Source organism: Tritonibacter horizontis, assembly GCF_001518015.1.
In the GTDB taxonomy this organism is placed as follows: Bacteria; Pseudomonadota; Alphaproteobacteria; order Rhodobacterales; family Rhodobacteraceae; genus Epibacterium; species Epibacterium horizontis.
Map to the genome: position 1 here is coordinate 1 of NZ_LPUY01000078.1, position 22463 is coordinate 22463.

At 63.6% G+C, this 22463-nt stretch carries 16 protein-coding genes and 2 tRNA genes; 5 read left to right on the plus strand and 13 right to left on the minus strand.

Annotated features, from left to right (window positions below; genetic code table 11):
- Nucleotides 1-311: 311 nt before the first annotated feature.
- From TRIHO_RS14685 to TRIHO_RS14695, 3 genes are all read right to left on the minus strand, one after another.
- Nucleotides 312-3524: a 2Fe-2S iron-sulfur cluster-binding protein gene (locus TRIHO_RS14685; protein WP_068245224.1), complete on the minus strand. Its 3213-nt coding sequence runs from the start codon at nucleotides 3522-3524 to the stop codon at nucleotides 312-314.
- Between the two features lie 411 nt (nucleotides 3525-3935).
- Complete coding sequence (locus tag TRIHO_RS14690; RefSeq protein WP_068245227.1) at nucleotides 3936-6371, minus strand: methyl-accepting chemotaxis protein; 2436 nt, start codon at nucleotides 6369-6371, stop codon at nucleotides 3936-3938.
- A 235-nt stretch (nucleotides 6372-6606) separates the two neighbouring features.
- Entirely contained in the window at nucleotides 6607-8337 is a 1731-nt protein-coding gene (locus TRIHO_RS14695; RefSeq protein WP_068245231.1) for a thiamine pyrophosphate-requiring protein, read from the minus strand.
- Between the two features lie 101 nt (nucleotides 8338-8438).
- Here TRIHO_RS14695 and TRIHO_RS14700 point away from each other — a divergent pair, with 101 nt between their 5' ends.
- Together TRIHO_RS14700 and TRIHO_RS14705 are read left to right on the plus strand one after the other, a co-directional pair.
- The gene (locus tag TRIHO_RS14700; RefSeq protein WP_068245234.1) at nucleotides 8439-9164 is read left to right on the plus strand and encodes an IclR family transcriptional regulator; all 726 of its coding nucleotides are present in this window, start codon (nucleotides 8439-8441) and stop codon (nucleotides 9162-9164) included.
- A 59-nt stretch (nucleotides 9165-9223) separates the two neighbouring features.
- Nucleotides 9224-9766: a 2,4'-dihydroxyacetophenone dioxygenase family protein gene (locus TRIHO_RS14705; RefSeq protein ID WP_068245238.1), complete on the plus strand. Its 543-nt coding sequence runs from the start codon at nucleotides 9224-9226 to the stop codon at nucleotides 9764-9766.
- A 2-nt stretch (nucleotides 9767-9768) separates the two neighbouring features.
- On the opposite strand, the gene TRIHO_RS14710 is transcribed toward TRIHO_RS14705, so the two are convergent.
- From TRIHO_RS14710 to TRIHO_RS14740, 7 genes are all read right to left on the minus strand, one after another.
- Nucleotides 9769-10536 carry an SDR family NAD(P)-dependent oxidoreductase gene (locus TRIHO_RS14710; RefSeq protein WP_068245421.1) on the minus strand — a complete coding sequence of 256 codons (768 nt, stop codon included), beginning with the start codon at nucleotides 10534-10536 and terminating at the stop codon, nucleotides 9769-9771.
- A gap of 11 nt (nucleotides 10537-10547) precedes the next feature.
- Nucleotides 10548-11999 (minus strand): aldehyde dehydrogenase, encoded by a 1452-nt coding sequence (locus TRIHO_RS14715; protein ID WP_068245423.1) that lies wholly within the window; start codon nucleotides 11997-11999, stop codon nucleotides 10548-10550.
- Between the two features lie 12 nt (nucleotides 12000-12011).
- Nucleotides 12012-12731 carry an ABC transporter ATP-binding protein gene (locus TRIHO_RS14720; protein WP_232367794.1) on the minus strand — a complete coding sequence of 240 codons (720 nt, stop codon included), beginning with the start codon at nucleotides 12729-12731 and terminating at the stop codon, nucleotides 12012-12014.
- The gene (locus TRIHO_RS14725; RefSeq protein ID WP_068245241.1) at nucleotides 12718-13446 is read right to left on the minus strand and encodes an ABC transporter ATP-binding protein; all 729 of its coding nucleotides are present in this window, start codon (nucleotides 13444-13446) and stop codon (nucleotides 12718-12720) included. Before TRIHO_RS14725 ends, TRIHO_RS14720 begins: the two co-directional genes overlap by 14 nt.
- Nucleotides 13443-14357, minus strand: a complete 915-nt coding sequence (locus TRIHO_RS14730; protein ID WP_106406194.1) for a branched-chain amino acid ABC transporter permease — start codon at nucleotides 14355-14357, stop codon at nucleotides 13443-13445. Before TRIHO_RS14730 ends, TRIHO_RS14725 begins: the two co-directional genes overlap by 4 nt.
- A 2-nt stretch (nucleotides 14358-14359) precedes the next feature.
- Nucleotides 14360-15223: a branched-chain amino acid ABC transporter permease gene (locus TRIHO_RS14735; RefSeq protein ID WP_068245247.1), complete on the minus strand. Its 864-nt coding sequence runs from the start codon at nucleotides 15221-15223 to the stop codon at nucleotides 14360-14362.
- Nucleotides 15224-15318: 95 nt separating this feature from the next.
- A complete protein-coding gene (locus TRIHO_RS14740) occupies nucleotides 15319-16560 on the minus strand; it encodes an amino acid ABC transporter substrate-binding protein (RefSeq protein WP_068245250.1) in 1242 nt (413 codons plus the stop codon).
- Nucleotides 16561-16748: 188 nt separating this feature from the next.
- On the opposite strand from TRIHO_RS14740, the gene TRIHO_RS14745 reads away from it, so the two are divergent.
- The 3 genes from TRIHO_RS14745 to TRIHO_RS14760 all read left to right on the plus strand — a co-directional run bounded on the left by TRIHO_RS14745 (nucleotide 16749) and on the right by TRIHO_RS14760 (nucleotide 20281).
- Entirely contained in the window at nucleotides 16749-17606 is an 858-nt protein-coding gene (locus tag TRIHO_RS14745) for a helix-turn-helix domain-containing protein (RefSeq protein ID WP_068245252.1), read from the plus strand.
- A gap of 456 nt (nucleotides 17607-18062) precedes the next feature.
- On the plus strand, nucleotides 18063-18482 hold the full coding sequence (locus tag TRIHO_RS14755; protein WP_068245258.1) for a hypothetical protein: 420 nt from the start codon (nucleotides 18063-18065) through the stop codon (nucleotides 18480-18482).
- Complete coding sequence (locus TRIHO_RS14760; RefSeq protein ID WP_068245260.1) at nucleotides 18479-20281, plus strand: SLC13 family permease; 1803 nt, start codon at nucleotides 18479-18481, stop codon at nucleotides 20279-20281. Before TRIHO_RS14755 ends, TRIHO_RS14760 begins: the two co-directional genes overlap by 4 nt.
- Nucleotides 20282-20424: 143 nt before the next feature.
- Here TRIHO_RS14760 and TRIHO_RS14765 read toward each other — a convergent pair.
- From TRIHO_RS14765 to TRIHO_RS14775, 3 genes are all read right to left on the minus strand, one after another.
- Nucleotides 20425-20501 (minus strand) — tRNA-Arg (locus TRIHO_RS14765).
- A gap of 360 nt (nucleotides 20502-20861) precedes the next feature.
- Nucleotides 20862-21938: a ribosome small subunit-dependent GTPase A gene (gene rsgA, locus TRIHO_RS14770; RefSeq protein ID WP_068245264.1), complete on the minus strand. Its 1077-nt coding sequence runs from the start codon at nucleotides 21936-21938 to the stop codon at nucleotides 20862-20864.
- Nucleotides 21939-22364: 426 nt separating this feature from the next.
- Nucleotides 22365-22441, minus strand: a tRNA-Arg gene (locus TRIHO_RS14775).
- Nucleotides 22442-22463: the final 22 nt, after the last annotated feature.

Here is a 22463-nt window from a genome sequence, read left to right on the forward strand (position 1 = left end):
CGCCGCCGGTGAAGGGGGTTCTAAGCCCACCAACCAAGACCCGCAACCCCTTTTTTGACGTTTCTGTAAAAAACCGCTCCCCATCTGTAAAACTGATGAAAAACAATGCATTGCGCGGGCAGTTTTCGCCCCACTGCCCTGATCCGTAGCGACCGGCGGCCTTGGAGGATCCGTGCGACATCAAGATATGGTGGCTGCCGGCCCGCAATACACAAGTGTAAACCCACAAAAGGCGAGTCGCCTGCCGCAGCAGCGGCGACTCAACCGGGCTGTGTCAGGGACGACTCTCGGGTTTCAGACCATCGAACGGATCACAGGTCGACTTCCAGGACCCCATCCGGTTCCGCCGCGCGGGACTGGCACAAGATGATCGCCTCCTTTCGCTGGGCATTCGACAGCACGAAGTCCCGATGCTCCGCCGTGCCAGACACAAGGCCACATTTGCAGACCCCACAAATGCCATCGGCGCATTTCACGTCGATGTTGATTCCGTGATCTGCCAATGCATCCGTTGCCGACTGGTCGGCCCGGACCGGGATCTGCCGCCCCGACCGCGCAAGTCGCAATGAAAAGGGATGGTTTTCATAGGCGGGCTGTTCGGGAACCGAGAAATACTCAAGGTGACGGGCGGTTTCGGGGAAACCAGCATCAGTTGCGGCCGCGATCACGGCCTCCATGTAGGGCGCAGCACCGCAGGTGTAGACATGCCATCCCGGCTGATAGCCCTCAAAGACCGCGGCCAGATCCGCGCGCGTCCCTTCGGCCGACACATGCAACTGGACCCGGTCCGCCCAGGGCATGCGCGCCAGATCGGCGAGATAACCGCCCTGGTCACGGGACTTGATCGAGTAGTGAAACGCAAAGGGTTTGCCCAAGGCATGCAGGCGATGCGCCATGGCGATCATCGGTGTGACCCCGATGCCGCCGCCCATCAGAAAGGTTTTTGTCGCCGTTTCGTCCAGCGGAAAGTGATTAATCGGGCGGGAGATATAAATCCGGCGGCCCTCGGCAAAGATCCGGTGCAGGAGCCTGGAGCCGCCCCGCCCGGTTTCTTCGCGCAGGACGCCGATCTGATAGGTCATTCGGTCCGCCGGGTCCCCGGACATGGAATATTGCCGAAGGAATTCCGGCGCCACCACGATGTCGAGATGCGCGCCAGCGGTCCATTCGGGCAAGGGGCCGCCATCTGCGGCCTGAAATTCGTACTTGGCGATCCCCGTCGCCATCTCCTCCACCTTGCTGACGCGCACCTCCAGCACCGGGCTTTCACTGTCGCTGGTATAGATGTGATCCCAGGCGCCGCTTTCGCCCCGGCTGCGGCGGGTTTTGTAATCCTCGGCGGGGATCATCGTCTGATAGGCTTTGATGCCGGCTTCGCGGTCCATCGGAAAGGGATAGGGATAGGGATGCGGCGCCAGGTTTGCCGGGTAGACCGCCAGCGTCTGGTCCTCGTATCGCAAATCAAGGTCTGTCTGCAGGGCACGGGCATTCACCGGGTGGCGCGTCGGCCGATAGGCCCCATCCTCCTGCAGTTCCAGATCCCACCACCATTTCTTGGCCGGGTTCATCTCCCCGTGACCCAGTGCATCGTCAAGCCGCGCCAGCGCCGGGGCGGCCTTGGGGATATTCATCGCAACCCAGCGAAAGGGTTTTTCGGCAAAGATCCCTTCGAGGTTCCAGGGGCAGGTCTTCATGCAGCGGCCACACATGGCGCCGCCCGGCGTTGTGATGCGATAGGTCGTGCACTTCTGGCTGTCCGATTTCCAGATCTCATAGCCGTTGAACATCAGCTTTGGTCCGGCGGTGATCGCGCCCGAGGGACATTCGCGGGCGCATTTGTTGCAGCTCTCGCAAAACCGCTGCAGGCCGAAATCAATCGGCCTGTCATGGCTCAGCGGCATATCGGTGGTGACAACGCCCGATTTCAACCGTGGGCCAAGGAACGGATTGAGGATCACCTCGCCAATGCGCGAGACCTCTCCCAACCCCGACAGCAACAACAGCGGTGGCTGCAAAACTTCGCCGTCCATCACCGTATGAGCCTTAGCCTTGTAGCCGAGGTTGCGGATCTGTTTGGCCATCACACCGCCCAGCAACGAGAACCGCAGGTAGGCGCGCATGGATTGCGCCACCGCGATCCAGTCATCCCCGGAAGTGCCTTCAGTGGTGTCAAACCCCTGGTCGACAATCATCGAAATCGCCTGTGGATGGTCTGGCACGATCGGCGCGCCAGTGGCGTCATGACTGTACCAGGTCCAGTCCGGGCAGCGGCTGATCCCGACAGCATCAATGCCCAGCCAGTAAGAGGTCGCCTTGATCAGATCGGCATTGCGCCGGGCGTCGGTTGGGCGCGGGCCTGGCGCGGGCGCGCCATCCTGCAACAGAACAAACGCCCCGAGCATGCGCCGCTGCGCCATCGAGGGCGCAGCCTTGCGGGCATAATAGCCGCCGGTCGCAGCCTTCTGATTGGTCTTGCCCATGTCACCGAACTGCGCCCGGGCAAACATGTCGGTGCGTTTCGGCACCCGCGCGACGCGGGCCTCGTCTATATATGTCGTTGGCTGGTCCACCCGTTTCAGGGTTTCAAACGGATGCGGCCCATCACGAAAGGCCCGTTTGCGAAAGGGATCTCCGTTCAGGGCCGACCGGGGCGCCCCTGCCCCGACCCACCAGCGCGCATCGCGCCCCTTGTGGCCAGGTTGTTCCGACAGTGGCGCCAGCGGGCGGTCCTCGGCCAGGTCCAGGTCGGTGGTGACCACCGCCAGTCCGAAACCTGTGCCAAGGTAGGGCGCCACCAACGCCCCCTCCTCGACCCGGACCAGGCCGGCAGCGACCGCCAGACGGTTCAGATCCACATCCGAGGAGGTCCCGGTATGGGCCTTGGCGTCCCAGCCAAGCAGGCGGATGTAGTTGGCCAGAACCACGGCTATCTCTGCACTGCGCAGGCAGGCCCGATGTGCTTCGGCCCCCTCGATCCAGTCGCAGCCCGGCTCCTCCGGGCCTGGATCGCGGGGCATTTCATAAAGGAACACGATGGCATGTTTATGCGCCCCAATCGTGGTCGGCGGCGCTTGCAAGGCGTCTTTCAGGTCGGCCATGATCATGTCGATCCCGGAGGCCAGCGTCTTGGTCTGGCGCGTCTTCAGATCGTCCGCCAGACGGTCGATATCAGGATTGCGCCAGGGCGTGTCCAGCCGTGCCGCTTGTGTCATCGGCCCAATGCCCACCATCGCGGCATCGGCGAAATATCCAAACGCCTTGAGATGATCAGAGCGCTCTTGCAGGTCCTCGGGCACATCGGCGCGCGCGCCGTTCACCAACCCATCCCGGATTGCATCCATCATGGCCTGATATTCGCACATGGCATTGACGATGCTGGCAGGGCGGTCCGGGCGGCGAAAATTCAATACCTTGGACGGGGGGACATCCGCCATGTCAGCCTGCGCCACACGTTTGAGCCGCTCCAGAGGGAACGGTCCCAGATGCACCGGCCGATGTTTTGACGAAAAGAAACGAACGGACATGCGGGCTCTCCTGTTGCTGGCACCGATGCCGAGTTCTGGCTGTTGGGGCCACATCTGGACGACATCGGCCCGCATGCTAGCCGGAACAGGGCAAGGCCCTAGAACTACACAGGGGATGTGCCATTAAGTGGCACGGATGCTGCCACACCAAACCGCAGGATCGTTGCGCCGCCTCGCCGGGCTGACAGGCGGGATTGACAGGCCGGCCTGTCAGGCGACCCGGACTGACAAACGACGATGGGTCTTGCGGTCGGGCACAGCTGCGGGAGCGCGCGGATCAGTGGCTGTCCTTCGGTCTGTTCTCGACCTATCGGATGCCCTGTGCCCGGCGCGTCGAACTGACACCGGCGATGGTGCCAATGAGGCGGAAGGCTTGCCGCCGTCCCTGCCCCCTCTGCCAGACGGCGTGGCTCAGAAATCGGTCCACTTGTCATTGGCGGCGGCAGCTTTGGCGGGCTTGGCAAAGCTGTCCTCCGCCGCATCGTCCCAATCTATTTCTGCGGCGCTGGCTTCGGGTTCCGGCCAGTCTTCCGCTATAACGCCATTATCATCCGCTATGACGACAGGAACATCCGCAACAGCGGAAGAGGATTCCTTTATATTGGATACCTCAAGGGCCGGCTGCGCGTCGCCTGCTATAGGTCTGCTGTCCTGCGTTTTGAACCGGCCGACGAACTGCGACAGCTTCTGCGCATCTGTGCGCAGCAAATGGCAGGCGGCGGTGTTTTCTTCGACCATCGCCGCATTGCTTTGAGTGACCTGATCCAGCTGCGACATGCCGGTGCTGATTTCGCTCAACGCCGTGGACTGCTCTTGCGAGGATTGGGAAATCTGCTTGATCAGCCCGGAGATATCCTTGACCTGATCCGCGATCATGGTCAGGGCGTCGCCGGTCCGTCCGACCATCTCGACCCCCTTGCCGACCTGCTGGCCGCTCTTCTCGATCAGCGCCTTGATTTCCAGCGCGGCATCAGAGGACCGTTGCGCCAGACCGCGCACTTCGGAGGCAACAACGGCGAAACCGCGACCCGCCTCGCCCGCACGCGCGGCTTCGACACCGGCATTCAGCGCCAGAAGGTTGGTCTGGAATGCGATGTCGTCGATGACGCTGATGATCTGGCTGATCTGCTCCGAAGATTGCTCGATCCCGCTCATGGCCTGAATGGTCGCCCGGACGATCTCGCTGCTTTCCTCGGCCTTGCTGCGTGCGGTGTTCACGGTGTCTTCAACCGTCTGCACATGTTCGGTGGCCGATTTGACGCTGACCGTCACCTGTTCCAGGGCCGCAGCGGTCTGTTCCAGGGTGGCGGCCTGGCTTTCGGTCCGGGAGGACAGCTCATCCGCCGAAACGCTGATTTCATAGGCGCCACGATTGATGCCCTCGGCCGTATCGCTGACGTTCAGCACCACCTCGTTCAGGCCATCCATCGCATCGTTGAGACTGTAGCGCAGTTTCTTGTGCTCTTCCGGGAAATGGTCCGTAAGCTGGTTGCGAAAATCTCCTCTTGCGAGATCCATCAGCGCCTCGCTCAGGATGCGGACGACCTGGGCATTGTTTTCCAGCACCACTTTTTCGCGCGCCTGCGCCTCCGCCCCCTGCCGCAGGCAGTTCTGCAGACTGGCCAACATTCGCGAAATGAAGCCGATTTCATCCTGGCAGGCCTGATCCGGAATTTCGCGCTCGTACTTCTGTTGCGCCAACTCGCCGATTTCTGTCGACAATCGCCCGATGCGCCGGGCCACACTGCGCGCCGCAAGCCAGGACAAAAGCGCCAGCAAAACCACCGCAATCGCAAGCTCGACAGCCTTCACGACCATCGCCTTGCGCACGATCTGCATCGTTTCGGCACGGTCCTTTTCAAAAATCAGCCCCCAGCGGTCGCCCCCCGGTACAACGACGCTTTCGGTCATTGCAGTGGACACCGCCCCTGTCACCCCGACCGCGGTCGGGAAATAGGTGCTTTCACCGTTCAGGGCGGACTGAACATGCGGCCGTTCCGGCAGCTGGTCCAGCGCCACGAAGCCCCCCTCGTGACGCGAGTTGGTCAGAACCTTGCCGGTTGCGTCCACCAGATAGACTTCGCCGGTTTCGCCCAGAATTTCCGCATCCGACAGGACCCGTGTCATGACATCCATCGGCACCTGAACAGCAACCACGCCAATACGCTCCGCGCCCTCAAAAATCGGCGCCGACATGAACATGGCTGCGGCGCCGGCGCTTGGCCCGTAGGGGGCAATGTCGGTCATGTGAAACGCACCCGCATCCAGCGCCTGCCCGGCCTGAAACACCTCGCCCAGGCCACTGTCCGCATAGGCCCCGTCAACAAAATTCAGGCCGAAGTCATCTTCCTTGAACACCGAATAGACCAGGTTCCCCTGCATATCGAAGAGGAAAAGGTCATAGTACCCCCTTGCCCGCTGGTAGGAGCGCAAGCCGACATGATGCAGCTGGTGCGCCGCCGACCATGCCGACCCATCAGAGGCATCGAGCAATTCGTCCTTCTGCCCCAAGGGGTGCGGGTTCTCGGCAATATAAAGGGAGCGCAGGTCGGCGCTGACCGACCCCTCGTAGCCCTGCCAGGCGGCGTTGAAATCCTTGAGCGCGGTGGTGATCGCATAGCTGGAGGTCAGCGCAAGCACGTCGCCCTGCACCCCTTCCAGCCACTGTTCCAGCGCATCACTGCGCCCATGGACAAAACTGGAGTAGGTCGTTTCGTGTTCTTCATCGAGCGACTTGGTCAACTGAAAGAGGTCCAGCGCTCCAAGGGCAATCACAACCACCACCGCCGGAATGGCAATCATCAGCGACAGTTTTTTGGCCAGATTTAGATTGGAGAACCGAAACATTTTTTCACCTCGAAACACACAAGCAAGCGCCCGCAGAACACAGAGCGCAGCCAAAACGTTACCTTTGACCTATCCGGCGGGCCCTTTCGTATTGGTAAAGGCTTTGCTGCCAGCGACGATTTAACGAAAGCCGGTTTTTTTTAACGCCGCCGCCCTGGATCGGCGCCCCGCAGCCGAAACGCCGCGCGGCCCGGGTGCGAGGCCGGGGTCAAGCACGCTGGTTTCACATTCGAAATCAGGGTGTTGCGTTGCGGGCAATGGCAATGTTGAGCAGCACCTGACGACGCTCGGACACCGCCACGGCAATCGCGCGTTCCAGCGCAGCCGGCAGGTCGGCGCCGTCGGTCACGGTTTCGGTCCAGGCGCGGCTGGCGGCGGCTGTCCGGGTAAAATCCGGGCTGGGACGGAGCGACGTCAGCGGCACCTCATTGGCGGTGCGCGCCGCGCCCTGCAGATAAAGACCCTCGACCGAGTGGCGCACAGCGCCCCATTCCTCGTTGTTGAGCACCAGAACAATGACCGGGACCTCATGCGCCTCGGCCACCTGATGGCAGGCGGTGGGGTTGGCGAACATGTAGCTGCCATCCCCCATCGTGGCAAAGACCAGCCGCTCCGGGTCCGCCATCTGGGCGCCGATGGCCGCGGGCAGCCCCCAGCCCAGCCCGCCGGAATGCGGCTCCTGAAAATAGCTGTCCGGCTGGTCCAGATCGAGCGGAGACAGCGGACAGCCCAATTCGTGAAACACCGTCGCCCGACGCCCCTTGGCCGCCTGCGCCCGGATCGCGCGCCCCAGACAGAGGCTGACCCAGTCCTTGCTCATCGGGGCGGCGCAACCGGCCTCTGCCGTGGCGGTTACCTGCGCCCGTGTCCGCTCCGATGCCGCGGTGATCCGCGCCCGACGCGCGCCAAGCCGCGCACCGTCGCCGGCCACAGCGGCCATTTCCCGGGCGAGCCCCCTGATCACGCGGTCAACCGGTCCGGCCAGGGACAGATCCGCCTGAAAGTTGCGCACCGGCGTGCGGGTGAACAGCGGATCGGGACCGGCCTGAATGACGCAGACATCGTCGCGCAGCTGGGTCTTGTCGGGAAACCATGGCGCCAACGCGTCCAGAACCAGCACCACATCGGCCTCTGCCAGCCAGGGACCGGGATCAGCCCCCACCTGCATCGGATGCGCCAGCGGCAGGGCCAGCTGGTTCGACCAGTAGTGCGACAGCGGCAGCGCATGGGTCTGGCAGAGCGTTTGCAGCGCCGCAAACCCGGCCGCGCCACCTGCGCCGCGCTGCGCGATGATAAGCGGATTTTCGGCCGCCACCAGTGCCGCGGCCGCCTGGGCCAGCGCCTCCGGGTCGGGGCCGGTCACCACAGGGGTCATCCGCGAGGGGGCATCCAGCCCGGCGCCGGGACAGGGCTCGCACAGGACTTCGCGCGGCAGGCTCAGGTAAACGGGACCCTTTGGGGTGGAATTGGCGATGGCCCAGGCCCGGTCCATCAGGTCGGAAATCTGGTCGGCGAAGCGCAGTTCATAATGCCACTTTGTGGTCTCGCGGATCAGCGCCTCCTGGTCGAACATCTCCTGCCCCCAGCCGATGGGAACGGTGCGCGCGCCAAAACGCGAATGTTCGGTCACCGGGGTGCGCCCCGACATCACGATCATCGGAACCTGATCGCACCAGGCATTGATCGTGGCCGTCGCCCCATTCGCAAGGCCGACGTTGGTATGCAAGAGCACCGCCTGCGGCCGCCCCGTCACTTGCCAGACCCCATGCGCCATGGACACCGCCGCATGTTCATGCGGCACGGTCACCGGCACCGGCAGATCCAGCCCCGCCCGGCGGGCCTCCAACAGGCCTTCGATGATGGGCGGGAAATCCGTGCCGGAATTGGCAAAGACATAATCGACGCCCAGGGCCTTGAGCTTGCCAAAGATCGCACCGCCAGCCGTGATTGAAGTTGCGTCGCTCATATCGCCAGGCTCCATTTAAAAATCACATACAAAGATTCTATTTGTAAATATTGATACGAGTTGGCAAATTCATGTCAATCCCGATCCCGAAGAGGCAAAGCATGGCGACACCGATCAACCATTCCGTCATCAAGGCCTTTGACACGCTGGACCTGTTCAGCGCCGAGCGACCCGAGCTGTCGGCAGAGATCGTGGCGCGGGAGTTGCAGATTTCATATGCCACCGCGCATCGGTTTCTGGTCACCCTTGAGAGCGCGGGCGTGCTGTCGACGGTCCGCCGGGGGATCTTTGCGCCCGGCCCGCGCCTGTCGCGACTGGGGCAGATGGCCGATGATCTGGCGCCGTTGCCGCGCGCGTTGCAGGCCACTCTGGACCACTTGCGACAAGAGCTGAACGAGTCGGTGATGGCCTGCCGCTACACCCCGCGCGGCCCGATCTGCGTCGCGGTTTCACAGGCGCAGCGGCCGATTTCGGTGAACATCCGCATTGGCACCACCTTGCCCATGCTGCCCACCGCACAGGGCAAGCTGTTTCTCGCGGATATGGCCCCCCGCGCGCGGCAAAGCTGGGCCGTGGCCCAGGGGATCGACCCCGAGGGGGTGCAGGCGCTGGCCCTGCAGCTCGACGCGGTGCGCGCGCAAGGCTTTGCCCGAAACCGGGGCGACAATGAACCCGACATCGCCGCCGTCTCCGTGCCGGTCCGCCGCGACGGCCGCACTGTTCTGACGCTGTCGGCCTTCGGCACCTTGGGCCGTCTGGACGATGCGTTCATCCAAAACGCCACGGTCAAGCTGATGGAGGCCGCAGCGGCGCTGGCGCAGGCATGAGCGGACCACACCCCGGCAGACCCGAGGACAACGCACCGTAAGGAGGAGAGGAGCCGACAATGACAGAGCCGAAGACTGAGACAGGAGATGAATTCTGGCGTGATCTCAAACCGATCACCAAAGTATTCCAGCCGGATGCGCAACCGGAGGTCTATCTGCCCAATGTCGCAGATGACGACATGCGCTATTACGTGCCTTTCACGGAGACGGTGTTTTCCAAACCGCTCTGGATCTCGCCGTCAAAGAACCAGTGGTGCGACATTTTGATGGCCACCGGACCGGGGCTGGTGAACCGGCACTACCATCCGCATGAGGTCTTTGCCTATACGATCTCGGGCAAATGGGGGTACCTGGAACATGACTGGATCGCCACGGCGGGCGATTTCGTCTACGAGACGCCGGGCGAGGGCCACACGCTGGTGGCCTATGCGCATGAGGACCCGATGAAAGTGCATTTCAAGGTCACCGGCCCGCTGATCTGGCTGGATGAGGACGGCGAGCCGGACGGCTATTTCGACGTCCACCAATATATCGAGATGTGCAAAGCCCATTATGACCACACCGGAATCGGCGCCGATTATATCGAGCGCCTCTTCCGGTAGGATCAGACAGACATGCCGCCATCGGCCATCAAAAGATGGCCGGTGGTAAACCCGGATTGCGCCGAGGCAAGAAACAGCACGGCGGCGGCGATCTCCTCGACACGGCCATGACGCCCCATCGGGATCAGGTCGTTGAAGAACGCGGTGCCATCCCGACCGAGGGTTTCACCCAGGCCATCTTCGACCCGCTTTTGAAACCCGTTGTCGAGCGGGCCGGGCGCGATGGCATTGACCCGAATGCCGCGCGGCGCCAGATCCTTGGCCAGCACCCGCATCAGGCCCGTCTGGGCATGTTTGGCGGTGATATAGGCGTAAACACCCGGATCGCCGCGCGTGGCCGCCACGCTGGAGGTAAAGACGATGCTGCCCCCCGTCCGCATATGTGGCACCGCATGTTTTGCCATCAGGAACCCGCCGCGCACATGCACCGACAGGACGCTGTCGAAGACATCCGTCGGATAGTCCTCGATCGGGGCAACGGTGCCAAAGATCCCGGCGTTGGAAAACAGCACATCGAGGCCGCCGAAATGCGCCACGGTCCGCTCCAGCGCCGCCTTGACCTGAGCCTCGTCCGACACATCGACCGCCAGCGCCAGGACCTCTCCGGCCCGGTCGCCAAAGCTGTCCTGCACCGCCTGGTCCAGCGCGTCCTGGTCGAGATCGAACAGCGCCAGCCGGGCGCCTTGTTCCCACAGGAGGCGTGCAGTGGCCAGGCCAAGCGAGCCGGCGCCGCCGGTGATGACGCAGACCTTTGCGTCCAGGTTGAACATGGAAGCCCCCATCAGATCGGGTAGTGCGGCTGGCCGTCCTGGACCGTGATCCAGCGCAGCGTGGTGAACTCCTCGATCGCGGCGGTGCCCCCGAAGCGGCCATAGCCGGACTCTTTTACGCCGCCAAAGGGCATCTGTGCCTCGTCATGCACCGTCGGGCCATTGATGTGGCAGATGCCGCTTTCGATCCGTTTGGCGACATTCATCGCCCGGACGGTGTCGCGGCCAAAGATGCTGGCGGAGAGGCCATATTCAGTGTCGTTGGCGACGCGGACCGCCTCGTCGATGCTGCCGACCCGCACCACGGATGCGGTCGGGCCAAAGCTCTCTTCGGCGTAGATCCGCATCGAGGGCGTCACATTGTCGATCAGGGTCGCCTCCATCAGCACGCCGTCCGCATGACCGCCTGCCACGATGCTGGCGCCTTTTTCCTCGGCGTCGCGGACAAGGGCCATGATCCGGTCCACAGCGCCCTTGTCGACCACGCAACCAAGCGATGTCGTGCCCTCGCGCGGGTCACCAACTGTCAGGCTGCGGACCTTTTCGGCCAGCTTTGCGACAAATTCATCGGCGATGGCCTCATGCACCACCAGACGTTCGGTCGACATGCAGATCTGACCCTGGTTCATATAGGCACCAAAGGCGGCGGCGGCGACGGCGGCATCCAGATCGGCATCGTCCAGCACGATCATCGGCGCCTTGCCCCCCAGTTCCAGCAGGGCCGGTTTCAGGTTCTCCGCCGCCAGTTTGGCAATGATGCGCCCGACGCAGTTGGAGCCGGTAAAATTCACCCGCCGCACGGCGGAATGGCGGATCAGCGTCTCGACGATCTGGCTGGCGTCATCGGGGGCGTTGGAGATGACGTTGAGCACCCCTTTGGGCAGGCCCGCGCCCTGGATCGCCTCGACAATCAGCGCATGGGTGCGGGGCGACAGTTCGGAGGATTTCATCACCACCGTATTGCCGCAGGCCAGCGGCATCGCCAGAGAGCGCACCCCGAGGATCACCGGCGCGTTCCAGGGCGCCATCGACAGAACCACCCCGGCGGGCTGGCGGATCGCCATGGCCATGGAGCCGGGCCGGTTGGAGGGGATGATCTCGCCCTTGATCATGGTGGTCATCGCGCCGGCCTCGCGCAGCATGCCGGCCGCCAGCATCACGTTGAACCCGGCCCAGGCCGCAGTCGCGCCCAGCTCTTCTGCCATCGCCAGGGCGATCGCCTCGCGGCTGGCCTCCAGGTTGTCAGCCGCCGCCATGAGAAGCCGGCGACGCTCTGCCGGGGATGTGCCCGACCATTCGGGAAAGGCCCGCGCGGCGGCATCTGCGGCGCGGTTTGCATCCTCGACCGACGCGGCTGCCGCCTCTGTCGCGAGGCCTCCGGTCAGCGGGTTCTTGCGGGTGAAGGTCCGGCCTCGTTCGGCCGGTACTTTTTCGCCCTCGATCAACAGGTCCAAAACGTTCATGTTTTTCTCCATTTACTTGTCGCCACCCAGAAAGGCCTGTCTGACGGCGTTGTCTTTCATCAATTCATCCGAGGTGCCGGAGCCTGTGATCCGCCCCGCCTCCAGCAAATAGCCGCGATCCGCGTGGCGCAGGCTGATGCGCACGTTTTGCTCGACGATCAGCAGGCCCACGCCTGTGTCCCGCACCCGCGCCAGCGCGCGAAAGAGGTCACCGACGAGAATGGGCGCAAGGCCGAGGCTTGGTTCATCCAGCAGCAGGACATCCGGGCAGGACATCATCGCCCGCCCCACGGCGACCATCTGCTGTTCGCCCCCGGACATGGTGCGCACCCATTGGCTCCGCCGTTCCGCCAGCCGTGGGAAGATGTCAAAGACCCGGGCCAGGGTCTCTTCTTCGCGGGCGCGGGCGCGGGCCGGGGTGGCGCCAAGGCGCAGGTTTTCCTCGACAGTCATGCGGCCCACGACGCCGCGTCCCTCGGGCACCAGGGCGATCCCGGCGTTGGTGACCTCATGCGCGGGCAATCCGGTCAGAGGTTTGCCGTGCAACCGCAGCACCGCGCCCGCTTCTGGTCGCACCATGCCGGCCATCGCCTTCAACAGCGAGGATTTGCCGGCCCCATTGGCGCCCAGCGCCACCACGATCTCGCCCGGGGCGACGGAAAAGCCGACCTGGTCCACGGCCAGATGCTTGCCGTAGCGAACGGTCATATTCTCCAGTTCAAGCATGGTCATCCCCCAGATAGGCCTTGATCACAACGGGCTGGTCGAGCACTTCGGCCGAGGGGCCTTCGGCGATCACCTCGCCCGCGCTCATCACGATGCAGCGCGAACACAGGGCGCGCACCGCCTCCATGATGTGTTCCACCAGCAGCACGGTCATCCCCTGCCCCTGCAAATGCTGCACCAGGTCGATGCCGATGCGCAGCTCGGACGGGTTGAGACCGGCCAGCCATTCATCCAGCAGCAAAAGCGACGGCTCCGAGGCCAGCGCCCGCGCCATTTCCATGCGTTTCTGGTCGATGTAGGTCAGGTTGCCGACCTGTTCGTCGCCGCGCCCGGCCAGACCGACAAAGGCCAGCTTTTCCTCGACCAGATCGCGGGCCTCGCGGCCCCAGTGCCGCTTGCGACCGAAGGCCAGCGACAAAAGCACGTTCTCGGCAACGCTGAGCGTCGGCAGCGGGCGCACCAGCTGGAACGTCCGTGCCACCCCGTGTTTCGCGACCCGGTGCGGTTTCATCCGGGTCAGATCGACGCCATTGACGTTCACCCGGCCGGCGTCGCAGGTCAGCGCGCCCGAGATCATGTTCATGACCGTGGTCTTGCCCGACCCGTTTGGCCCCAGCAGCCCGACCACCTCGCCGGGGTGCAGGTTGAAACTGACATCCTTGACCGCCACGAGGCCGCCGAACCGTTTATGCAGATTGGTGATTTTCAGCTGCGCGCTCATGCCCGATTTCCTTTGCGCAGATCGTCGAACTTGGCCAGCACCCCATTGGGCATGACAAAGACGATGAGAATGAAGAGCAGCCCCAGGATGATCGAGAAATGATCCGGGAAACTGACAGAAAGCCATTCAAACAACAAGAACAGCGGCACTGCCCCCACAAGCGGCCCCCAGAGCCGCATCGCCCCGCCCAGCAAGGCCATGATCAGGGTCATGAAGCTGACGGTGGGATTGAACACGATCGATGGTTCGATATAGGTCCAGCGCGGCGCCTGAATGGCCCCGACAAGGGTGATGATCGTGGCCGAGATCACAAAGAGCAGCAGCTTGATCCGGGTGACGTCGACCCCGGCATGGGCGGCGACCGTTTCGTCATCGCCCAGCGCCTTGAGCGCGAGACCGATCCGCGACCGTCCGATCGCCCAGGAGATCAGCAGCGTCACGGCAGCAAGGACCAGCAGCTGCCAGTAGATATGCCGCCCCTCAAAGGGAAGAAACACATAGCGCCCCATGGTGTAGGTGACGTTGACCTCCCACCAGCTGACGGTCTGGCGCACCAGCTCGGCCAGGCCAAAGGTGAAAATCACGAAATAGACCCCGGCGAGGCGCAGGGTAGAAAGCCCCACCAACAGCGCCATTGTCATGCCGATCCCGGCGGCACACAACAGCACCAGCGGATAGGGCATGACCTCGTTCAGGACCGCCACCGTATAGGCGCCGACGCCGAAAAAGGCGACCGTGGCGAGCGAGACATAGCGGGTGGGGCCGGAAAAGAGCGCCCAGGCCGTGGCCAGCGTCACATAGCCGGTCATGCCCAGCAGAACGCCGGTCCAGTAATCAGGCAGGACCAGCGGCGCCAGAGCCAGCACAACGAGAGCCAGGCCCGCCAGCGCGAATGCAAAAGATGTCTTCATCGTCATGCCTTTCCAAAAATGCCGTTGGGCCGCACCAGCAGCAGCAACAGAAAGACGGTATAGACCGCCGCCAGGGTCAGGCCGGGGTCGATATAGGCGGCAACGAAAGTCTCAACGAGGCCGAGCAGTAACCCGGCAACGATGGCGCCCGGCACGCTGCCCTTGCCCCCGAGGATCACCACGATCAGCGCCTTCATGGTAAAGACCACGCCGGCGGTTGCGGTAAAGGTCTGGAACATCGACACCACCACGCCGCCGGTCGCGGCCATGGCCCCACCGATGGCAAAGGCGGTGCGGGCGGCGCGATCCGTGTCGATGCCGAACAACGGCGCGCTTTGTGGCGCGAGGGCCACCGCCCGCAGCACCATACCCCAACGGGTGCGATATAGCGTCAGCACCAGCACCGCGCCGATCAGCAGGCTCAGCACCAGCGCAAGCAACCGGTTGCCCGCCACCACCGTGCCCAGCAGGTTCACGGGCGTGTTGAGGAAGCTGTAGCTGTTGTAGCCGCCGCCAAAGAGGGTCAAGAGCACGCCCTGCAGCACAAAGAGCAGACCAAAGGTGACAAGGATACTGTCCACCTCCAGCGCGCCTTCGTCCGGGGCGCGGGCCACCAGCGGCTTCATGATGACCTTGTAGATCACCAGGCTGAAGCCATAGCCGGCGGGCACAAGGATCAACAGCGCCAGGAGCGGGCTGATCGAGAAGGCAGAGAATAAAACATAAGTGGCAAAGCAGGCAGCGATGATCGTGTCCCCGAAACTGAGGTTCATGATCCGCGCGATGCCGTACTGGATGGTCAGCCCCATGGCGACAAGCGCATAGGTGCCGCCGAGCACGAGCCCGTTGACGACGTGTTCAAGCATGAAAGATCCGGTCTTGTTCAAGTAGGGTGGAGGCGGCGGCACGTGGCGCCGCGCTCCGGTAGCGACCTGAAAAGGTCAATGCACGAGGTGCGGGATCACTCCCAGGCGGGTTTCGGCAGGCTGACGGGCTTGGTGCCGGGGCCGCCCTCGGCGGAGACCGCCACGAACTGGCCGTTCTGCCACTGACCAACCCAGTTGATCGCCCGCAGCTGGTTGTTTTCCAGCCGGGTTTCTTCGCCCAGAACCGTGGAGAAGGTGCCGGTCGAGAGTTCCTGTGCCACCGCTTCTTTGTCGAGCCCGACGCGTTCGATGGTCTGTGCCAGCATCTGCAGCGACGCATAGATCAACACGGAGCCCCAGTAATCCGGTGCACGTCCGACAACCTCTTCGTGCTTGGCGCGATAGGCTGCGTTCAGCGCGTTGTCAGGGTCGATGCCGCCCAGGCTCATGACGCCCTCGACCGATCCGCCCGCGATGCCGGGATAGACCGGGAAACCGGCGCCCACACCGAGGTAGAACACCGGCGGGCTGTAGCTGGCCACCTTGGCCTGTTTGGTCAGCGCAAAGGTGTGCGGCGGATAGCTGAAGGCGACAAAAGTGTCGGCCTCGGAGTTGGAGGCCTCGCTCAGCATGGTGGAAAAATCGGATGTCTCCGGCGGAAAGGTCTTGTCATAGCTGATGTCGAACCCGGCCGCCTCAAAGCTGGGGCGGGCCGCTTTGACCAGATCGATGCCAAACCCGTCGCCAACCGAGATCATCGCGATCTTGTCGTTGATCCGGTCGGCCTCACGCTCTGCCACCAGGATCTCGGTGAAGGCGGCGACATAGTCGACGCTGCCGCCCATGAACCAGAAGCTGCTGTCCCAGCGTTTGACGAAATCGGACGCCTTGTCGGTGACTGCCGCGCCGGCCAGATGCGGATAGCCAAATTTGGCCATCAGCGGCGCAACCGCGAGGTTGAAACCGGTGCCCCAGGGCGGCAGAATGAAATCCACCTCGTCCTGGGTGGCGAGGCGTTCCACCGCGCGCACCACCTCTTCGGCCGAGGAGCGGTCGTCATAGGCGATCACCTCGATCGGGCGCTGGCTGCCGTCCGGCATCCGCAAGCCGCCGGCGGCGTTCACTTCCTCGACCCAAAGTTCATAGTTCGGCGTCACGGTCATGTCGGCGCCGCCCGCGTTCGGGCCCGACTTGGAAATGGCATAGCCGATGGTGACCGGCGCGGCATCCTGCGCCCAGAGCTGCGGGGCGCCGGCGGTGGCCAATACAGCCGCCGCAGTGGCACAGGTCATCAGGCGGCGGGCCGTGCCAACGGCCTCCGCAAACGAATAAGTCATGGTATTCCTCCCAAGGTTTCGCGGGGCCGGCTCGGCTTTTCAGCCTGGCTGCCCCGAACCCGCGCGTCTCCCCGTCGCGGGATGCTGGCAACCGTACGCCGTCACCGCCGACAGGATAATAGACATTTTGAGGGAATAATTGTACTTTTGACGGAACTGAGATCCCGAACAAAGGACAGGCCCCGCGCATGGACCGTCAGACCATTCAGGCCGAGCGCATCAAGAGCGCCCTGACCGCCACCGAATATGCCACCTCGGGCGGGCGATCGGTCTTTGTCCTGCTCGCCGCCGGGCGGGGGACGTTCATTTCCGACGAGGTCGAGCGGGATGTGATCGGTCCCTGCCTGATCTGGGCCCCAACGGGGTGGTCGACGCGATTGGCCCTGACCGCCGGGACCCGGGGCTTTCTGATCCGCATGCCCGAACGCACCCTTGGCCGCGCCCTGCCAACGGATGTGATCGCGGCGCATGTGCGCCAGGTGGTAAGCCGGAGGATATTCCTGTCGGATCTGTCACAACCGATGATCGCGGCCTTTGTCGCCCTGTTTGCAAAGGTCGAAACCGAACTGCGCGAAATGGCTCCGGGAAGCGAAACCGTGCTGCATCACTGTGTTTCCCTGCTGCTGATCGAGATCTGGCGCGCCGCCGCACCGCCGCTTCAGGCCACCGAACCGCAACCGCACCGGATTTCCGACAGCTTCCTCAACCTGGTCGAGCTGCATCTGCAGAACCACTGGACCGTTGGCGAATATGCCCGCCGGATCGGTGTCTCGCGTGATCGGCTGAACGAAGCGGTGCGGCGCGCTATCGGCATCCCGCCGCATCAGCATCTGCAGCGGCGATTGATGGAGGAGGCCAAGGCGCTGCTGGTCACCACCAATCTGCAGGTGGCCGAGGTGGGCTACAAACTCGGGTTCAGCGATGCCGCCTATTTCACCCGGTTCTTTCGCCGTCACGAGAATTTGCCCCCCGGTCAGTTTCGCCGCACCTTCACCCCGCTCTGGCGCACCCGCTCCGAAGAAATCTCCTTTGCCGACTGGCCCTGAAGCCCCACAGCCGGAGCGCGCCCTCCCCCAGGCCAACCGGCCCGGCAGGCAAGATTTCACCGGTCCGCCGCAGATCCCCCATTGCGCCGATTGAGGCCGAGATATATATCTCGAAGGCCCGTCAAAGACGTCTCGGGGTCGCGTTTCAGCGCCCCTCCCGCGTCGGCTGGGACGGACGGTCGTCACGCCCCCGACCATGCGGGGCGATGAGGGTAAATCTTGAAAACTCCGGAGTGGCGCAGTGACGCCTGCACGTCTGTGATCCTGTCAGGGATCGCGGCGGTCTGGCCGAGCGTTTCCCCCTTATACCACGCCATACCACGCCGGGAGATGTCGGTCCCCGCCGCGCAGATGGGCCGGGCCTGCCCTGCCCCTTGTGCGCCCTTCGTCGCAAACCGACCGGCCCCGGACAGTGGCCCGATGACGTTCCTGCAACATTTTTGAAGAGGTCCTACCATGCTCCATCTCGCAGCATTTTCCACGGGTCTGATGTCGCTCGGCCTCGTCTGCGCGATCTATTCCTGCAATATCCTGTCGCATCCCCGCAGCTGGTTGCGCAGCGAGAGTCTCGCCATGATCCTGCTGTCCCTGCTCACCGGGCTTTGGCCACTGGCGGCGGCCACGGCGCTGCTTGGGCTCTGGACGACGGTCAGTGCGGGGGGTGATTTTGGCCAGCACTGGCTGTCCATGCTTGGCATGGATCTGGTTGGCGTCGTCACCGCGCTGGCGACAGTGCTGGTCTTTCGCGCCACTGTTCGTGCCACCTATCGCAGATTGGAAAACCCGTTGACCGCCGCGCCGGTCCTGTCGCAGCCGCAATCCCCGCGGGTCGACGCCATCGCGGGGCTGTTTCAAAAAGGCGGCGCGCTCGGATGATCGCGGCGGCGATTGCGGCGGGTGCCACACCGGGTCTCGCGCCCGGTCTGGCCCTGCTGTTGGTGACGGCGGTCTTTACCGCCTTCGTGAGCGAACGATACCCGCCGTTCCTGGTGGCCTTTGTCGGCGCGATGACCGCGCTGGCGCTTGGCCTGGTCGGCACCGACGATGTGCTCAAGGCGGTGGCCAACCCCGCCCCCGCCACCATCGCGGCGATGTTCGTGCTCAGCGCCGCCCTGGTGCGCACCGGCACGCTGGAGATGCTGATCTCCGGTCTTTCGGTGCTGTCATCGCGGAATGCGACGCTGGCGCTGCTGGCCTTTTTCGCGGCCGCCGCCTTGGCCTCGGCGTTTCTCAACAATACGCCGGTGGTGATGGTCCTGATCCCCGTCGCCATCGGACTGGCCCAGCAGACCGGCAATATGCCCTCCCGGCTGCTCATCCCGCTCTCTTATATGGTGATCCTTGGCGGCACCGTGACGCTGATCGGGACCTCGACCAACCTTCTGGTCGATGGGGTCGCGCGGGAGGCGGGTCTGGCCCCCTTCGGCCTGTTTGATCTGGCCCCGCTTGGGCTTTTGGTTGCGTTGGCCGGCGGCGGGTTCCTGGCCGTATTCGGCAAACACCTGCTGCCGGAACGCACCACGGTCAGCGCCATATCAGGGCGCGCGCAGAGGGCGTGGCTGGCGGATGTCTTTATCCCCGAAGGCTCGCCGCTGATCGGGCAGCCGCCGCTGGCCGTGCCGGCGTTTTCGCGGGCCGAGGTCCGCGTCATCGACGTCTTGCGCGGCGACATGTCACTGCGCCGCGCCCTGAGCGAGGTCCGGCTGGCGGCCGGCGATATCGTCGTGGTCAAGACCCGCGACACGGAACTGGCCGCCTTTCGCGAAGGCACGGTAAAAGGCGCCGCCCTGCCACGGGCGCAACCGGGGCAGATGCGGCCCTCGCAGATGCTCGAAGTGTTGGTCGGTCCGGGCTGCAAAGCCATCGGGCGCACCCTTGCAACGACCCGCTGGCGGCGGCGTTTTGGCGTCTATCCGGTGGCGCTGCACCGCCGGGGCATGGCGCTTGACGGGCGGCTGGAGACGACGCGACTTGTGGTCGGGGATACCTTGCTGATCGAGGGCGCGCCCGACGATCTCGACCGGTTGCTGGAGGATCAGCGCCTTACCGCGCTGGCGCCGCACGCCGTCCGTGCGTTTCGCCGCGCCAAGGCGCCGCTGGCGGCCCTGATCCTGCTCGGGGTTGTGACCCTTGCGGCCTTTGACGTCGCGCCCATCCTGGCCCTTGCCCTGATCGGTGCCGCCCTGGTGCTTGTCACCGGCTGCATCGAAGCGGAGGAAGGACTGGCGGCGCTCGACGGGCCACTGCTGATCCTGATCGTATCCATGTTGGTGATCGGCACCGCCCTCGACCGGAGCGGCGCGGTCACCATGATCGTCGCGGCGCTGGCGCCGGTGCTGGCCACCCTTGGCCCCTGGGTGGCGCTGGCGCTGATCTACGCGGTCACCTCGGTGCTGACGGAGCTTGTGACCAACAACGCCGTTGCCGTCCTGATGACCCCCATCGCCATTGGCCTCGCGCAGGGGCTGGGCATTGATGCGCGCCCCTTTGTGGTGGCGGTGATGTTCGCAGCCTCCGCAAGTTTCGCGACGCCGATCGGCTACCAGACAAACACGCTGGTCTATACGGCGGGCGGCTATCGCTTTTCGGATTTCCTGCGGGTTGGCGTGCCGATGAACCTGATCGTGGGCGCAATCTCGGTGCTGCTGATCCCGCTGTTCTGGAGCTTCAACTGAAACCGGACTGTCAGCGCCCGCGCGCTGACGGCTGGCGACCGAACCGGGTCATGACAGCGCACGCCGACACATTCGGTCGACAGTTATTGGCTTGGGTCATGACGCTTCGGTCAATTCCGGCTGACATTCAATTTCAAGGGAAGTGGCGGACCGAGGAGGATTCGAACCCCCGACCCCTTGATTCGTAGTCAAGTACTCTATCCAGCTGAGCTATCGGTCCACTGAGCGGCGGTGTAGTGGTCCGGGCAGTTCGGTGCAAGTCGAAAACGGCGGGATCGCAAATTTTTTGTGACAACCCCGTCGGCACCATGTCGCGGCTCCGATCTGACCCGCCAAAGGCTGTCCTTCTATGCTGCCCCCCCCCAGACACGACCATACAAGTCCAGGGCCCTGACCACGGCGCGCGGGGACAAGAAACGATCCGCCAATCGCATGCCCGACCATGGCGATAAATCCAGATGGGGTCCCCCCGCGGTCGTGCGCCTTGCGGCAGCGGACGGCAGCGACAGCGCGTATTGACCTGTTTCAGATCGACACCAGCGCCTTGGTGACGCTGGTGTCGTGTCGTGGGATCGTTGTTTTACTTTTGATTTCTCTTCTGGAGCGCCCGGATGGTTTTGCGCAGGGCCTTGCCTTCGGATTTCCGCCTGACCAGAGAGGTGGCATTGAACCGCTCCTCCGCAACAAGTTTGGTCCAACGCCGCAGGCGATCCTGGGGAATATCGCCATTTTTCACCGCAAGCTGGATGGCGCAGCCCGGTTCGGTCTGATGCATGCAATCGTTGAAGCGGCAATTCTCTGCCAGTGCCGCCAGATCGTCGAACACATCGGCAATGCCCTTTTGCACATCCGCCAACTGGATCTCGCGCATTCCGGGCGTATCCAGAATAGCACACCCATTTGGCAGAAAGTAAAGCTGCCGCCGGGTGGTGGTATGCCGCCCCCTTCCGTCCTCCTGACGGATCGGCGCGGTTTCCACCCGCTGATCCTGCATCAGGGCGTTGACCAGGGTGGATTTTCCAACCCCCGAGGACCCGAGAAACGCAATTGTCTGGCCCGGCTTGCACCACTCCCGCAGCTTTGTTCGCGGCTCCGGCCCAAGCGCATTGATCGACAGGGCCAACACCCGTTCGGACAGTGTCGACGCGGCCTGCTCAAAAGAGCTGGGATCGTCGCAAAGATCCGACTTGGTCAAAATGATCACCGGCGTCACCTCCGCCTCAAAGGCCAGCGCCACGTAGCGTTCCAGCCGCGCCAGGTTGAAATCCTGATTGCAGGAGGTAACGATAAAGGCGGTATCGACGTTGGCGGCAATCAGCTGCAGCCGCCGATCCGTTCCCGGCGCCCGCCGTTTGAACAGGCTTTTGCGGTGCAGCACGGCGCTCTCTGTCGGCTGGTCCTTATCGAGCAGCAGCCAGTCGCCCACCGTGGCGGCCGGCCCTGGCGGGACAAGCTGATCAACGCCGTCCCCGAGAATATGCAACCCGTTGCGGTGCACCTCGACCACCCGCACCGGCGGCGTTTTGGTCAGGTCCTCGATGCCGATCTGTTGCGCAAAAAAGGGCTGCCAGCCCAGCGCAGCCAAACCGGATCGCGCAGAGGGCGTGGTGTCCCCGTCACCGGCCGGGGGAAGGAAATGGGAATAGTCCCGTGTCATTGGTGTGAACTTTCATGTTCGGTCACAGGCGAGCGCCTGGGCAATAATATGTCACTTTAGATAACAAAGCGTCATGCGCAGACGAAAGGTCCGCGTCGCAATCTGATCCGCTTTGCACTGGGAGGGCGCGCTGCCTCCCCACATTACCGTGGCATAAAATCTCCATGAAAGTGGTGCTCTGGATAGCAGGCGTGACATCATTTTGCAAGAACGACGCGAAAGGGCCGCCTGGGCGGCTGGATCTGAACCGGCCAGAAACCACGCCAATCCGACAGCTAACAGACGCCCGCTCCCTTGCCGCGAATGACAGCTGTCCAGGTCGGGACAGCCTCGCCACGGGCGATGACATCAGGGGCAACCCGATGATAACAAGGGCACCCCAAGACCATCAGGGCCAACCCTATGCGGCGTTGCAATTTTGGGAAGTGGCGGACCGAGGAGGATTCGAACCCCCGACCCCTTGATTCGTAGTCAAGTACTCTATCCAGCTGAGCTATCGGTCCACTAGGGGCGGGATTTACCCCC